Consider the following 14,787-nt stretch of genomic DNA (forward strand, 5'->3'; position numbering starts at 1 on the left):
CGGTGAAGATACCGCCCAGAGGGCGGCGTTACGTAATCAAAATCCCCATTCACAGAGGTTGTGGATGGGGCTGATTTGAGCTATTTAAAAGTGAGTTCACATTACCGTTGTTTTGGTTGTACAGTCTAAAGCGATCGCCTTACCTCATTTAAAGTAATTACCTTGGGAGGTAAACGAGTAAAAATCCCTGAATGGCTGCTTAATCTGCGGACTTATCTTTTAACGGTTTGCCTTCAAAAGGCTGTACGCCAACGACAGGATACTTGTCATCACTGAGGCTAAAAATCCGCATCGCCGCTTCCGAAACAAAACGCATGGCATTTCTAACACTTTTGGAAAGATTCATACTGTCCACCTCGTTTGTCTAGGTCTTGATATTGTATATATTAACGTCAATTTTGACGTGGGGATCGAATTAGTAATATTTATTTTTATTCCTTATTAGTACGCAATAATTAAGGCAAACTGAAGATTATAAAATTAGGTATTTTTGATTATTTCTTTACAAGCCTTTACTACTAAGAAATTAGCTATTTTTATATAATTCACCATAATATAGATAGGAATTACGCAAGTCCCACAAGATGGGGGTTGATGGTTATAAGTAGTTGGGCTTTAGCCCTCTACAAAAAAGGGCTAAAGCCCAACTACTTACCTAACCTGCGGTACAAGCAAACTCATGGTCAGAGAGATATGACAAATTTTTATCAAATCTTTCCTAGACAGATTTGGTGTATTTCACTATAATTAGAGAAACTGAGCTTGCAGGGATTTATCCATGAAAACTGCCACTGAAAGCAACGGCCCCATCGGCTTGACCGTAGGCGAAGACCAAGAACTAACCATCTCGCCAGAGGATTATAGCCTGTTAACCGACCTTTACCAATTGACTATGGCGGTTTGTTATGTGGGGGAGGGTTTGGATCGGCAACCTGCGAGTTTTGAGCTTTTTACTCGCAAGTTACCTGAAGGTTTTGGCTATTTGATTGCGATGGGTTTGGCTCAAGCATTGGATTATCTGGAGAAATTCCGCTTTAGTCCGGCACAAATTGAGGCTTTGCAGTCTACGGGAATTTTTGCCAATGCTCCTGAGCGATTTTGGGAGTTGTTGGCGGCGGCGCGTTTTACTGGGGATGTTTGGGCGGTTCCAGAGGGGACAGCAGTGTTTGCGAATGAGCCATTGCTGAGGGTGGATGCACCTTTATGGCAAGCTCAGCTAGTAGAAACTTATTTGCTGAATGCGATCAATTATCAGACTTTGATTGCAACGCGATCGGCGCGGCTGCGGGATGTGGCGGGGCCGCAAGCTCAACTGCTGGAATTTGGGACGCGCCGCGCTTTTAGCCCTCAAGCTTCTATCTGGGCTGCGAGGGCGGCGTTGGCGGCAGGTTTAGATGCGACTTCTAATGTTTTGGCGGCTTTAAAGTTGGGCCGGAAACCTGCGGGGACGATGGCTCATGCTTTGGTGATGGCTGTGGCCGCGACTTCTGGGAGTGAGGAGGCGGCTTTTGCGGCGTTTCACCGCTATTTTCCGGGTGCGCCCCTGTTGATCGATACTTACGATACAATTACGGCGGCGCGTGGGTTGGCGGAACGGGTAAATCAGGGTGAAATGCGGCTGGAAGGGGTGCGGTTGGATTCGGGAGATTTGGTTGAGTTGTCGCGGGAAGTGCGATCGCTACTTCCGGGAGTACCGATTTTTGCTAGTGGTGATTTGGATGAGTGGAAAATTGCTGAGTTGAAGAATGCGGGTGCTTGCATTGATGGCTATGGGTTGGGTACTAAATTAGTCAGTGGTTCCCCTGTAAATGGTGTTTATAAGTTAGTAGAAATTGATGGTATACCAGTGATGAAGGAGGCAAGTGGGAAGGTGACTTATCCAGGCCGTAAGCAAATTTTTAGATATTTGCAAAATGGCCAAACGATCGGAGATTGTTTGGGTTTGATGACAGACGAAGGAAGAAGGAAGAAGGAAGAAGGAAGAAGCAATGAGGAAGAGTTATCTTTAGTTAACTGTTATCAGTCTCCTGTCCCATTGATGCAATTAATGGTTAAGGATGGTAAACGGGTGGTGCCGGTGGAAAGCTTGGATGCGATCGCGCAAAGAACGGCCGCTTCTGTGGCTAGTCTTCCCGCTGAAACTCGCCGCTTAGATCGGCCTATATCGCCGATAGTAGAAATCTCGCCAGAGTTAGAAATTCTCACTGAACGAACAAAAAAGCGATGATTGTTAGTTGTTAGTTGTTGGTTGTTAGTTGTTTGATACTCCCTTGATGATTGGGCGATTGAAATCGCTACTACAGAAACAAAGTCCGCCTACGCGGACTAAGAAATCAACGGGGTATTTTACCACTAACAACTAACAACTAACCACTAACAACTAACCACTAACCACTAACCATTAACCATTAACAATGAAAAAAATTGCTTTATTTGGTACAAGTGCCGATCCGCCAACTGCGGGACACAAAACTATTCTTAGTTGGCTTTCTCAACATTTTGATTGGGTAGCAGTTTGGGCATCTGATAACCCTTTTAAATCGCACCAGACATCATTAGAACATCGTTCAGCGATGCTGCTGCTAACAATTCAAGAAATTAATTCGTCCCGAAATAACATTTGCTTACATCCAGAACTTAGCAGTCCTCGGACACAAGAAACAGTGGAAAAGGCACAATTGATGTGGGAAGATGCAGAGTTGACAATGGTTATCGGTTCTGACTTGGTGACGCAGTTACCACGCTGGTACAAGATTGAACTATTGTTAAAACAAGTGAAATGGCTAGTTGTACCGCGTCCGGGTTATCCGCCGGAAGAGATAGATTTGAGACAGTTGAGGCGAATGGGTGCGGAAGTTGCGATCGCATCTTTAACTGGCCCAAATGTCTCTTCTACAGCTTATCGTGAAAAAGGAGATACGGAAGCCCTAACGCCTCCCATTGAAGCTTATATCCACAGAGAGCATTTGTACGCATGGCTGGACGAGACGAAAAAAAGAGTAAAAGTTACTCACTAGCCGACTTCAAAGTAGGAGTTGATAACGTAATTTTTTCAGTCGATACTGTACAAAATCGCCTGTTAGTTTTGTTGGTAATGCGACAAGATGAACCATTCCTAGATCATTGGGGCCTTCCGGGTACGCTGGTGAGGGAAGGAGAATCTATAGAAGATGCAGCTTATCGGATTTTGGCAGAGAAAATCAGGGTAAAAAATCTGTATTTAGAGCAATTGTATACTTTTGGTAATCCTGGGCGAGATCCCAGAGAATTCTCAAGAGGTGTGCGCTATCTTTCAGTAAGTTATTTTGCTTTAGTTAGATTTGAGGAGGCAGAATTAATTGCTGATGGTGTGAGTGGGATTGCCTGGTATCCTGTTAAACAAGTGCCGAAGTTGGCATTTGACCATAATCAAATCTTAGAATATGGTTATCGGCGTTTGCGTAACAAGCTTGAATACAGTCCGATTGCTTTTGAAGTGTTGCCAGAGGTGTTTACTTTGGGAGAGCTTTATCAACTTTATACTACTATTTTAGGAGAGAATTTCTCCGACTATTCTAATTTTCGCGCCCGGTTGTTAAAATTAGGTTTCTTATCGGATACTGGGGTGAAAGTGTCGCGGGGTGCAGGTCGTCCGGCTAGTTTATATCGGTTTGATAAAAATGCTTTTGCTCCTTTAAAGGATAAGCCGTTAGTGTTTATTTAGTCGTAAGTCTATTGGCTATAATACGAAAATATAGTTTTGATACACTCTCGACATTCGGCGATTGAAATCGCTACTAAACAAACAAAGTCCGCCTACGGGGACTAAAGAATAAAGGGGGTATTTAAGTCGGATTTGTTATGATTGGCAAAAAAGCGGTTTTAACCGCTATTAAGGGAGTTCAACTAACAACTAAAACCAATAATTATGAAAATTGCGATCGTACAGCTCAATCCCACAGTCGGTGATTTAACTGGCAACGCTCAACTAATTTTAGATGCTGCTAAAAAAGCGGCTGTTGCTGGTGTTAAATTGTTACTAACGCCGGAACTTTGTCTAGTAGGTTATCCGCCCCGCGATTTATTAATTAATCCCGGTTTCATCGAAGCTGCGGGCGAACAATTGCAACAATTAGCACAGGATTTACCAATAAATTTAATGGTGTTAGTGGGAACGGTGACAGCAAATCCTAATGCGGGAGAACAGGGAGGTAAGCCATTATATAATAGTGTTGCTTTGCTAGAAAATGGGGAAGTAAAGCAAATTTTTAATAAACGCTTGTTACCTACCTATGATGTTTTTGATGAAGACCGATATTTTGAGCCTGGCGATCGTAGCGATTATTTTACTATTGAAAAATTCAAAATAGGCGTAACTATTTGTGAGGATTTATGGAACAATGAAGAGTTTTGGGGAAAAAGAAGTTATCCTGGTGAACCTTTTTCTGACTTAGCCAAAATGGGTGTAGATTTAGTAGTTAATTTATCAGCATCGCCTTATAGTGTTGGCAAAAGAAAACTACGGGAGGCGATGTTGCGGCATAGCGTTAGTCGTTACGGAAAGCCGATTATTTATGCTAATCAAATAGGTGGAAATGATGATTTAATCTTTGATGGTAGCAGTTTTGCTTTGAATCGTCGCGGTGAATTAGTGTGTAGTTTGCGTTCTTTTCAAACAGATTTTTCTGTGTTAGAATTAGCAACCGATTTGGTAACAAATTTAACGGATTCAACCAATGAGTTATCAGTAGATAACACGGATAATTTAAAATCAGTTAATAATGAAGATGAGGAAATTTGGGAAGCACTGGTTTTAGGAGTGCGAGATTATGTCCGCAAGTGCGGTTTTTCCAAAGTTGTGTTAGGTTTGAGCGGTGGGATTGATTCAGCTTTGGTAGCTGCGATCGCAACTTTTGCTCTGGGTGCAGAAAATGTCTTAGGCGTGCTCATGCCTTCCCCTTATAGTTCCGATCATTCTGTTAAAGATGCTGAAGAATTAGGCAAAAATCTCGGCATTACTACAGAAATTATCCCTATCGGTGAATTGATGAAAGTTTATGACAAAACTTTAGATCCTTTGTTTGCAGGGACAAATTTTGGGCTAGCAGAGGAGAATATTCAATCGCGGATTCGCGGTAATTTGTTAATGGCCATATCTAATAAGTTTGGGCATTTACTACTTTCGACGGGTAATAAGTCAGAAATGGCTGTGGGTTATTGCACGCTTTATGGTGATATGAATGGTGGTTTGGCGGTAATTGCTGATGTTCCGAAGACTCGCGTTTATTCCCTGTGTCAATGGTTGAATAGTGGAGAATTGGGTACTGGAAATAAGGCAATTATTCCTGTTAATATTCTGACTAAACCACCAAGTGCCGAACTAAAACCTGGGCAAGTAGATCAAGATTCTTTACCACCTTATGATATTCTGGATGATATTCTATACCGATTAGTTGAAAAGTACCAATCAGCTAAACAAATTATAGCCGCAGGACATGATGAAAAAGTGGTTAAGCGTGTAGTCCAGATGGTAATGAGGGCAGAGTTTAAGCGGCGACAAGCGCCTCCAGGGTTGAAAATTACTGCTCGCGCTTTTGGCACTGGTTGGCGAATGCCAATTGCTAAAACTTGGGTTCAGTAATTCTCTATGAAAATTCCCGTCAAACTTTAGTTCTTCCGTGCGATGATAAATCTATTGATATAATTAGGGTTTTAGGCTCTGACTCACCTTACTCTATGCGCCAGTTGCATAATTCCTGAATGGATAAGTTTCGTAAGTTCCGTAAAAGAAAAAATCAAAACACCACAGGTTATAAAGTTATGAGAAATACTGAGACTGCTTTTCCCTACAACCTTACCCTATACATCGTTGGCGGTATTGTTGTCCTAATTGGTGTTATCCTCTTCAAGCCCTTTACGATTGTTAATGCGGGGGAAAGAGGTGTAGTGATGCGCTTTGGCAAAGTTCAGGATCGCATATTAGATGAAGGTATTCACCCGATTATGCCAATTATTACCTCTGTTAAAACTCTCACTGTTCGGGTGCAAAAGACTGATTTGAATGCAGATGCCGCTTCTAAAGACTTGCAAAAAATTACCGCAGAATTAGCAATCAACTGGAACATAGATCCGATGAAAGCGAATCAAGTTTATCAGCAGGTAGGAGATGAAGAACAAATTGTTAATGGGATTTTGAATCCGGCAGTTTCCGAAGTTATGAAAGCCGCTACTGCCAAAAAAACTGCTTTAGAAATCATCACTAAACGCACAGAATTAAAAGCAGAAATTGACGAAAGCCTCAGAAAACGTTTAGAACCTTATGGGGTATTAGTTAAAGATGTTTCTCTAGTAAGTTTTGGCTTTTCTCCAGAGTTTAGCAAAGCAATTGAATCCAAACAAATAGCAGAACAAGAAGCTAAACAGGCTCAATATTTGGCCCTGAAAGCTACCCAGGAAGCTCAAGCGGAAATCAACCGCGCCAAAGGTCAAGCAGAAGCCCAACGTTTGCAACGCATGACTTTAACTCCTGAACTATTGCAACAGCAAGCAATTCAAAAATGGAATGGTCAATTTCCAACAGTTATGGCAGGTGAAGGTACGCTACCTTTTATCAATATGACAGTACCAAATTCTACAGCCTCTAAAAAGTAACATAGGACTTATGCAACTGGCACGCTTAAATCAACTTGTAGGGTGCGTCAGACGAAGTTATGGATTGATAGAATAAGAGTTTTAGCCTCGGACGCACCCTACTCTATGTGATACTTGCGTAAGTCCTATAGCCTTTCTCAAAAAGATGAGGTATGACTGACAGCTTACATAACCACCCAGACTAAGAGGGCTGAAGCCCAACAACGTACCTCATCTTTCTGAGAACCGCTATATATAAACGTTAATCTAACATCTAAAATCGAATGACTAATATTGACGGTACTCCTACTTTTGATTTTTTTCAAGGAACTCTCAACAATGACACACTAAGAGGATTTGCAGGTAACGATACCATCCAAGGTTTCGGGGGAAATGACTTAATTTTTGGCAATCAAGATAGCGATTCCCTTGTAGGAAATGAAGGTGCAGATACTCTTTTTGGCGGACAGGGAAATGATACCGTTTATGGCAGTGAAGGAAACGATATAATTAATGGCGATCGCGGTCAAGATTTCCTGATTGGTGGCGAAGGCACAGATATTTTAACTGGTGGTGTAGGTGACGATCTATTTGTCCTCGACACCGCAGGCGGATCTACCTTAGCTGAGGCGGATGCGATCGCAGATTTTGGCAACGGTAACGATCGCCTAGTTTTGACAGGCGGACTGAAGTTTGGCGACTTAAATATTTCTTTCGCTGAGGGTAATGCAGTTGTGAAAGATCGGCTTACAGGCAAATATTTAGCAGTTTTACAAGGTGTTAATAACCTAATAGATTCAAACTTTATCTCCTTGATTGGTGGCATAGAACAAGGTCAAATTTTACCTGTTTCTACTACTACCAACATATCAGGTAATGCGATTGGATTGGAAGTCGCGCAGACTCCTGTTGAACAAGCAATCGGTTTAATGTACCGCACTGAATTACCCGATAATCGGGGGATGTTGTTCCCCATTGAACCGCCACGAAATGTTAAATTTTGGATGAGAAACGTGCCAATGGCATTAGATATGATTTTTCTGCGGGAGGGGGTAGTGCAAGCTGTAATCGCCAATGCACAGCCTTGTTTTGCTGAATCTTGCCCTACTTATGGGCCGGATGCGATCGTTGATGGAGTGATTGAACTCAGGGGAGGAAGGGCGGCAGAATTAGGTTTGAAAGTGGGCGATCGCGTTTTTTGACAGCAAGATTTTTTGAGTTAGACTTGGCAATTGCTATAACATGAAAGCAACAATTATTACTAAGTTATGAGCATCGCCAAACCCCCTCTCCGAAAATTCCGGCTCCGCACCAGCGTTGTGTTGCCCTTTGTGCTGCAAATTATCGCTGCTGTTGGGTTTGTGGGTTATCTCTCCTTCCGAAATAGTCAACAGTCGATTAACGAGTTGACCTTCCAACTTAGCAACAAAGTTACTGGTCAAATCGATCGACATCTGGAAAGCTATCTAGAAAAACCTCATTTGTTGCAGGGGGTTTTGGCCTCGGCATTTCGCAATGGCAATTTAGATCCAAATGATTTTCAGGCCCTAGAGCGGCAATTTTGGTCAGATATTAAACTAACAGATTCAGTTGACTACATTTATATTGGCAAAGACAACGGCGATTTTATCGGGGTGCAGCGATATCTTGATGGTAAATTAGTGGTTAAGTTTCGCGATCGCACGACGGATTCTAATCGAGTAGTTTATGAAATCAAGCAACCCGGCGATCGCTTTGAGCAATTGCAATCTAAGCCCTACGATCCTCGCGATCGACCTTGGTATACTGTTACTATGGCTGCTAAAGTCCCTAGTTGGACTCCGATCTTTAATTCAGAAAATTTGGGAGTTTTACAGATTTCTCCTACTACTCCTGTCTACGATAGCCAAGGGCAATTAGTCGGAGTATTGTCTACAAATTTGCTGCTGGCACAACTCAACCAATTTCTTAATGGTTTATCTATTAGCAAGTCTGGTGAAGCTTTTATCATTGAGCGATCGGGAGATTTAGTTGCTAGTTCAACTGCCGAAATTCCTGCGGTTAAAGTTCCGGGAAAAGAAGAGCCAGGGCGCTTGAAGGCTTTGGATAGTAAGGAACCTATCATTCGATTCACTGCTCAAAAATTGCAAGAACAAAGCAATACTTTTATCCAAATTCAAAAACCTCAGCAATTTCAGTTTGTGTTAAATGGTAAAACGCAACTGGTGCAGATTTCTCCACTACAACAGGTTAAAGGATTGGATTGGTTGATTGTGGTTGTGATTCCAGAAGAAGACTTTATGGCTCAAATTTATGAGAATACTCGTAACACGATATTGTTTGTAATAGTAGCATTGGGAATTGCGATTGCCATTGGCATTCAGACGGCTAATTGGATTACTCGTCCGTTGCTAAGAATGTCTCAGGCATCAACAGAAATTGCTCAAGGAAATCTCGATCAACAGATAGAAACCAGCCCGATTATAGAAATTGATATTTTAAGCCAGTCTTTTAATGATATGAGTAGGCAATTGAAGGATTCATTTGCTGCTTTACACCAAAGTCAAGAAGAGTTACGCCTAGCCAATGAAGAGTTAGAAAATCGGGTAGAACGGCGCACGGCTCAATTACGTAAGGAAAAAGAAAGATCGGAACAACTATTATTAAATATCTTACCATCTGAGATTGCGGAACGTCTCAAAAGAACTAATGAATCTCCGGCAGAACACTTTGAGGAGGCGACTATTTTGTTCGCTGATATTGTTGGCTTCACCAGCCTATCATCCCGCATGGAACCGATGGAATTAGTCGGTGGGCTTAATCAAATTTTCTCTGCCTTCGATCAGTTGACAGAAAAGTATAATCTGGAAAAAATTAAAACTATTGGTGATGCCTATATGGTAGTAGGCGGGTTGCCTCTTCCGCGTTCAGATCATGCTACGGCAATTGCTAATATGGCATTAGATATGCAGGCTTATATGCAAAGTCTGGATAGCATTTTTGGGGAATCTTTAGAAATACGGATTGGGATTAATAGCGGGCCTGTTATTGCTGGAGTTATTGGTATTAAGAAATTTATCTACGATCTTTGGGGAGATGCTGTTAATGTGGCTTCTCGGATGGAATCTCATGGTAAACCTGGTTATATTCAGGTGACAGAGGCTACTTATGCTCATTTGAAAGAGGATTATATACTGGAATCAAGGGGTGCGATTGCTGTGAAGGGTCGGGGAGAAATGACTACTTACTGGTTAGTGGGTAGGCGATCGATTGGAGGTTAATAGTTGATGCAAGTTTTGGGTTGATTGGTGATAATTATGGTAGAATTACAGGACTTACACACAACTAACGCAATTCTGTCATTGCGAGGCTGCCGAAGCAATCTCAAACCCTTGGTACACCGTTACAGTGCGTAAGTCCTGAATTACTAAATAATAATTCTCTCGGTCAATCTCCCCCTACCCGAAATGGATCAACTACGCCGCCAAGCTTATCAAAATTTGATTGATGCTCTCCTCACCTGCGATCGCGAGGAAAGAATGAGCATTATGCAGGCTAATTTAGAGTTGATAGACGAGGGTTTTGCCCAATTTTTGCGGCGAGACTGGGCAACTCAAACTCTGGCAAAGTTGCAGGGTGAAGAAGCTTTCAATTGCGCTATTAATTTATACGGTTTGAATCTTGGTTTTTCTAGTCTGCGGCAAGGCAGTCGGGCAAGTAATTTAGAGGTGGCAATCGCTTGTTTGGAGATTGGGTTAACTGTTATTACTCGCGAAGCTTACTCGGAATATTGGGCAGCGTTTCAAAACAGTCTGGGTGCTACCTACAGCAACAGAATCAGAGGGGAAAAAGCTGAGAATTTGGAACTGGCGATCGCGGCTTATTTGGCATCTTTGGAAGTTCGCACCCGTGAGGCTTTTCCCCCAGATTGGGCAAAGACTCAATATAATTTGGGTAATGCCTACAGCCATAGAATCAGAGGGGAAAAAGCTGAGAATTTGGAACTGGCGATCGCGGCTTATTTGGCATCCTTGGAAGTTCGCACCCGTGAGGCTTTTCCGATCGATAATGCGACAACTTTATATAATCTCGGACTTGCCTACCGCCAGGATAATTCCCAACTCCCAGCAGCTTACGATACCTTTAACACTGCCATTGAGACAGTTGAATTAATGCGGAGTGAAATCATTATCGGTGGTGAAGCAGACAGACAGAAATTAGCCGAAGAATGGAATAAACTTTATCAGGTAATGGTTGAAGTTTGCCTAGCAATGGCAAACCAAACTGCCGCCCTAGAATACGTCGAACGTAGCAAAACCAGAAACCTCGTAGAATTATTTTACAAGGCCCGCAGTCTCGCGCAAAATCCACAGCCGATTAGTTTTGCTGAAATTGGCAATCTGTTAGCTGAAGATGAGGCAATTTTGGAATGGTACATTACCATTAACCACTTTAAAGTTTTTATTGTCACCTCTCAACCCCCCCAACCCCCGCTTACTAAGGGGGGGCTAAGAAGGGTAGATATTTGGGAATCTTCCTATCAAGATTTGCAAGCATTAGAGGAATTTCAACGGGAATATATCGACGACATCAAGGATAATGAAAAATACGACAACTGGAAAAACCAGCTAGAAACCCGCCTGGAAAAATTAGCTGAAATCTTACATATAGATGAAATAATTTCTCGCCTCCCGGAAACTTGTCAGCGATTAATCTTAGTTCCCTTCCGATATTTGCACTTATTACCGCTTCACGCCTTAACCAGTCGCAGACTCAGGCAAAATGTAGAAGAAACTGGCAGTCTCCTCGATCTTTTCCCTGGCGGCGTGAGATATACTCCCAGTTGTCAGCTATTACTATTATCTCAGCGGGTAAATCCGCCTGGGGAAGAGTCATCACCTAGAAGATTGTTTGCCATTCAAAACCCGACAGAAGATTTAGACTTCACCGATATCGAAGTTGAAGCAATTGCTAAATCCTTTAATCCTGCGGAAGTTTTGATTCGGGAAAAGGCAAGTAAGACAGGATTGCAGCAACAAATTGCCGGGTTGCAAAATGCCGATATCGCCCACTTTTCCTGTCACGGCTTTTTCGACTTTTCCAATCCCCGGAAATCAGCTTTAATCTTAGCTGGGGCGAAAATTGCCACCGATAACGTTAACTCGGAGGAAAAAAGTTATATTCGTTCCCGCCGAGGCGAAACCTTCGACATCGCCGAATGTCTGACGCTGGAAGAAATCTTTAATTTGTCACTGAGTAAGTGCCGTTTAGTTACGCTTTCCGCTTGCGAAACTGGGTTAACGGATATTAGATATAGCACTGATGAGTATATCGGATTGCCTAGTGGTTTTTTCTATGCCGGGGCTACGAGTGTAATTAGCACTTTGTGGGCGGTTAATGATGTATCTACGGCAATTTTGATGATCAAGTTTTATGAGATTTTGTTGTCTAAAAGTCGGCCGCCTGTGGCGATCGCTTTGCGGGAGTCGCAGTTGTGGCTAAGGGGGGCAAGTGTGCAAGATTTGCTAGATTGGGCTGATAGTTCAAAGTTACTGGATAGCCAGAATAAGGAGAGGATTAAAAAGAGACTTAGACGCAGTGGCAAACTCGATGATAAACCTTATCAAGACTCTTTATACTGGGCGGCTTTTTGCGCCGTTGGACAATAAATGTTAGGGGTTTATGGTGGGTGGGGGCGGGTTTATTTAACCTGTCGATTTTATTTGAGATTATTGGCGAACCCGCCCCTACAAGTTTGTCGAAAATGAGGCAATATTTCAGGTTAAATAGATATAATTTCTGTAGGGGCGGGTTCACCAGTATCTTTAATCTCCCATCCCAGAACTTCATAAACCCGCCCCGCCCATACTATGAAACTAAAACCTCTCCAACTAATTTTTGAAATTGTCCCGTTTGCAGATTTAAACTAAAGCGATCGCCCTCCACCAATTGAATCACCAAATTATTGCCGATCGTAGAAAATTGTTCAGGAAAATCTGGCAAGCCGCGATTAAATCTCAGGGAACCATTCGGATTAAATAATAATATCTCATTTTCAGTCAAAACAGCAGTAACTTTTTGAATAACTGCCATCTGAATTAAGTTAGCAGTAAGAGGCATCGCCAAACTAAGGCGACCACTTTCTAGGCAAATAGCTACTAACTGCTGATCGATGCCAATCCAGAGCATTTTTTGATCGGTTGAATACTCAATACTTAACTCAACTAATTGACTTCGCCAACTTAGCCCATAATATCCCAAAACTTCCCCCAAATCAAGACGAGCAAATTTTTGAGCATATTGGTGACAAATGATTTGCCTAATGCCTGGGATTTGGTCAAATTCTGATTTGCTAATCGTTTCAATCTTCATGGTAGCTTGTTATTAATAATGATTGCCACTCCTGAAAAGTTGATCCTTTCCATCCGAGGCATAGTTGAAATAGAACAAGCCAGAAGCGATCGCGCCCTACAAACCAGAGTCACCGTTATCGGTGTCGGCTTAGGAGTATAAGGAGTAGCCGCCACCGCTTACCCCTACTTAATCAAGCAAGACCCGCCAAATCCAATAAACTTTATCCTATCCATCATCATCAGCATCATTCTCGGAGGAATAGCCGCCGCCATTACCTTTGCAGCTATTCAAATATGGCCTAAAAAGCCCCGAAATTAAACATCTTAAATATCACATTTAAACTATGATTAAACTCACAAATAACTAGCCTTAGTTTCAATAGTAAAAGAGTCAACCTTTGATTTTGAAAAATCAATCAACCGGAGTAATCTCTATCCAAACACCCGTTTTTTCAGCCACCGGTACATACTCAACACTCAACTTAGAAACACAACTAATTCTATCATCCAGAAGCACTCCCGCCCCATTCATAGTTAGCGCATCCAGACACGCACCCGCTAAATTATCCAAATCAGAATTAGTGCGGTGCTTTCCCACAAAACGCATTAAAATCGACGCTCTTTTTATTGGCAATTCTATAGTTAAATTCAACTCAGATAGTTGACTATAAATTTCCACCTCAGCCATATTTCGCCACGTTCGATATCGCTGTGGCATAAATGTCCCATTCCCAGTTACTCGCGGCCGCGCTTTGGGGACTACATTACCGGGTATAAAAAATATTATAACTTCGCTAGATTGAGGAATATCAAAAACTTCTAATTTTTCAACATTTAGAGTAATTATTTCCTGGGGCGATGAGCAATTAAAAACCTCTAAACTCTCAATTACTTCAGGGGTTATTATCTGTTTTTCAGATGTAATATTCTCAATTACTTCAGAAGTTATTATCGGCTCTTCAGATGCGATTTCCTCAATTATTTCAGAAGTTATTATCGACTCTTCAAATATAATATTTTCAATTATTTCAGAAGTTACGAGCGGCTCTTCAGATGCGATTTCCTCAATTATTTCAGAAGTTATTATCGACTTTTCCGATGTAATATTCTCAATTACTCCAGAAGTTATTACTTGTTCGTCCGATGCAGTATCTTCAATTATTTCAGAATTTATTATAGACTCTTCATACACCATCTCCTCTAATTCTAATTCTTCATCTTCCTCTAAATAATTAATAGATTGCGCTCTGTCAAGACTATCCTCCTGAGTAGAAATAATAAAATTTTGTACAAAACTTTCCCTTCCAACACTTCGGGGTTTATCCTTCGGTAAACCCGGCCATCCTTTAGCCATTTGCATATAAGTTTCTGCCGTTCTTTGTGACAGATTACAATTAGCTTTTAGCCAAATTTCCCATTGTTCAGGTTGTAATTTTGCCTGAGCGTCCAACAACCACTCCCCAGCGTTGCGAGCATACAACAGTCCCGCCATCGGAGAAGTCTGACACTGCTCGTGAGCCCCCTTAATTTCCGCCCCCAATTCCAGAAGCGTCATCGGCAAAGGGGCAGAATTCATCAGCACTTCCAAGTAACTAGATAAAACTAGCCACAAAGTTTTTGCACCCGCCATTTCTCCCCCTTCGCTTGCAGGGAAAGGATTTGCAATGTTGAGTTGTTTGTTGAGATTGTTAGTGTCCACTTACTTAGATGCTTTTCCCTACTCAAAAATAGTGCTTAAACTAAAAAAATGCTCCAACGGGATAGATGCCGAAAGTACGATCGCACATCAGCAATTATAGCCGAATGCAGCATTTTTTAGTTATTTAGAAGAGCAGAAAGTAGAAAG

Annotated in this window: 12 protein-coding genes; 9 read left to right on the forward strand and 3 right to left on the reverse strand. The window is 41.9% G+C overall.

Annotated features, from left to right (window positions below):
- Window positions 1–199 precede the first annotated feature (199 nt).
- Window positions 200–346 (reverse strand): isochorismate synthase, encoded by a 147-nt coding sequence (locus PY364_RS25610; RefSeq protein ID WP_275570531.1) that lies wholly within the window; start codon window positions 344–346, stop codon window positions 200–202.
- Window positions 347–778: 432 nt separating this feature from the next.
- Here PY364_RS25610 and PY364_RS25615 point away from each other — a divergent pair, with 432 nt between their 5' ends.
- The 8 genes from PY364_RS25615 (at window position 779) to PY364_RS25650 (ending at window position 12,257) form a co-directional block, all read left to right on the forward strand.
- Window positions 779–2,227 carry a nicotinate phosphoribosyltransferase gene (locus PY364_RS25615; RefSeq protein ID WP_275570532.1) on the forward strand — a complete coding sequence of 483 codons (1,449 nt, stop codon included), beginning with the start codon at window positions 779–781 and terminating at the stop codon, window positions 2,225–2,227.
- Between the two features lie 187 nt (window positions 2,228–2,414).
- Complete coding sequence (locus PY364_RS25620; protein WP_275570533.1) at window positions 2,415–3,017, forward strand: nicotinate-nucleotide adenylyltransferase; 603 nt, start codon at window positions 2,415–2,417, stop codon at window positions 3,015–3,017.
- Window positions 2,975–3,703, forward strand: a complete 729-nt coding sequence (locus tag PY364_RS25625) for an NUDIX domain-containing protein (RefSeq protein ID WP_275570534.1) — start codon at window positions 2,975–2,977, stop codon at window positions 3,701–3,703. Before PY364_RS25620 ends, PY364_RS25625 begins: the two co-directional genes overlap by 43 nt.
- 204 nt (window positions 3,704–3,907) lie before the next feature.
- Window positions 3,908–5,620 carry an NAD+ synthase gene (locus PY364_RS25630; protein ID WP_275570535.1) on the forward strand — a complete coding sequence of 571 codons (1,713 nt, stop codon included), beginning with the start codon at window positions 3,908–3,910 and terminating at the stop codon, window positions 5,618–5,620.
- Window positions 5,621–5,799: 179 nt separating this feature from the next.
- Window positions 5,800–6,630 carry a prohibitin family protein gene (locus PY364_RS25635; RefSeq protein ID WP_275570536.1) on the forward strand — a complete coding sequence of 277 codons (831 nt, stop codon included), beginning with the start codon at window positions 5,800–5,802 and terminating at the stop codon, window positions 6,628–6,630.
- A gap of 263 nt (window positions 6,631–6,893) precedes the next feature.
- Entirely contained in the window at window positions 6,894–7,811 is a 918-nt protein-coding gene (locus PY364_RS25640) for a DUF192 domain-containing protein (protein WP_275570537.1), read from the forward strand.
- A 66-nt stretch (window positions 7,812–7,877) separates the two neighbouring features.
- Window positions 7,878–9,869, forward strand: coding sequence for an adenylate/guanylate cyclase domain-containing protein (locus tag PY364_RS25645; RefSeq protein ID WP_275570538.1), 1,992 nt, complete (start codon window positions 7,878–7,880; stop codon window positions 9,867–9,869).
- A gap of 186 nt (window positions 9,870–10,055) precedes the next feature.
- The gene (locus tag PY364_RS25650; RefSeq protein WP_275570539.1) at window positions 10,056–12,257 is read left to right on the forward strand and encodes a CHAT domain-containing protein; all 2,202 of its coding nucleotides are present in this window, start codon (window positions 10,056–10,058) and stop codon (window positions 12,255–12,257) included.
- Window positions 12,258–12,456: 199 nt separating this feature from the next.
- Here PY364_RS25650 and PY364_RS25655 read toward each other — a convergent pair whose 3' ends face one another.
- A complete protein-coding gene (locus PY364_RS25655) occupies window positions 12,457–12,960 on the reverse strand; it encodes a hypothetical protein (protein ID WP_275570540.1) in 504 nt (167 codons plus the stop codon).
- Between the two features lie 18 nt (window positions 12,961–12,978).
- On the opposite strand from PY364_RS25655, the gene PY364_RS25660 reads away from it, so the two are divergent.
- Entirely contained in the window at window positions 12,979–13,101 is a 123-nt protein-coding gene (locus tag PY364_RS25660) for a hypothetical protein (RefSeq protein ID WP_275570541.1), read from the forward strand.
- Window positions 13,102–13,353: 252 nt separating this feature from the next.
- Here PY364_RS25660 and PY364_RS25665 read toward each other — a convergent pair whose 3' ends face one another.
- Complete coding sequence (locus PY364_RS25665; RefSeq protein ID WP_275570542.1) at window positions 13,354–14,640, reverse strand: RusA family crossover junction endodeoxyribonuclease; 1,287 nt, start codon at window positions 14,638–14,640, stop codon at window positions 13,354–13,356.
- Window positions 14,641–14,787 lie beyond the last annotated feature (147 nt).

Origin of the sequence: Kamptonema sp. UHCC 0994 (genome assembly GCF_029167235.1) — a bacterium.
GTDB lineage: Bacteria > Cyanobacteriota > Cyanobacteriia > Cyanobacteriales > Microcoleaceae > Kamptonema.

Coding starts and splice junctions, on each gene's coding strand:
- PY364_RS25625 (WP_275570534.1), top strand. CDS start 2,975: ATGGCTGGACGAGACGAAAAAAAGAGTAAAAGTTACTCACTAGCCGAC.
- PY364_RS25615 (WP_275570532.1), top strand. CDS start 779: ATGAAAACTGCCACTGAAAGCAACGGCCCCATCGGCTTGACCGTAGGC.
- PY364_RS25610 (WP_275570531.1), bottom strand. CDS start 346: ATGAATCTTTCCAAAAGTGTTAGAAATGCCATGCGTTTTGTTTCGGAA.
- PY364_RS25630 (WP_275570535.1), top strand. CDS start 3,908: ATGAAAATTGCGATCGTACAGCTCAATCCCACAGTCGGTGATTTAACT.
- PY364_RS25640 (WP_275570537.1), top strand. CDS start 6,894: ATGACTAATATTGACGGTACTCCTACTTTTGATTTTTTTCAAGGAACT.
- PY364_RS25650 (WP_275570539.1), top strand. CDS start 10,056: ATGGATCAACTACGCCGCCAAGCTTATCAAAATTTGATTGATGCTCTC.
- PY364_RS25655 (WP_275570540.1), bottom strand. CDS start 12,960: ATGAAGATTGAAACGATTAGCAAATCAGAATTTGACCAAATCCCAGGC.
- PY364_RS25645 (WP_275570538.1), top strand. CDS start 7,878: ATGAGCATCGCCAAACCCCCTCTCCGAAAATTCCGGCTCCGCACCAGC.
- PY364_RS25635 (WP_275570536.1), top strand. CDS start 5,800: ATGAGAAATACTGAGACTGCTTTTCCCTACAACCTTACCCTATACATC.
- PY364_RS25660 (WP_275570541.1), top strand. CDS start 12,979: ATGATTGCCACTCCTGAAAAGTTGATCCTTTCCATCCGAGGCATAGTT.
- PY364_RS25620 (WP_275570533.1), top strand. CDS start 2,415: ATGAAAAAAATTGCTTTATTTGGTACAAGTGCCGATCCGCCAACTGCG.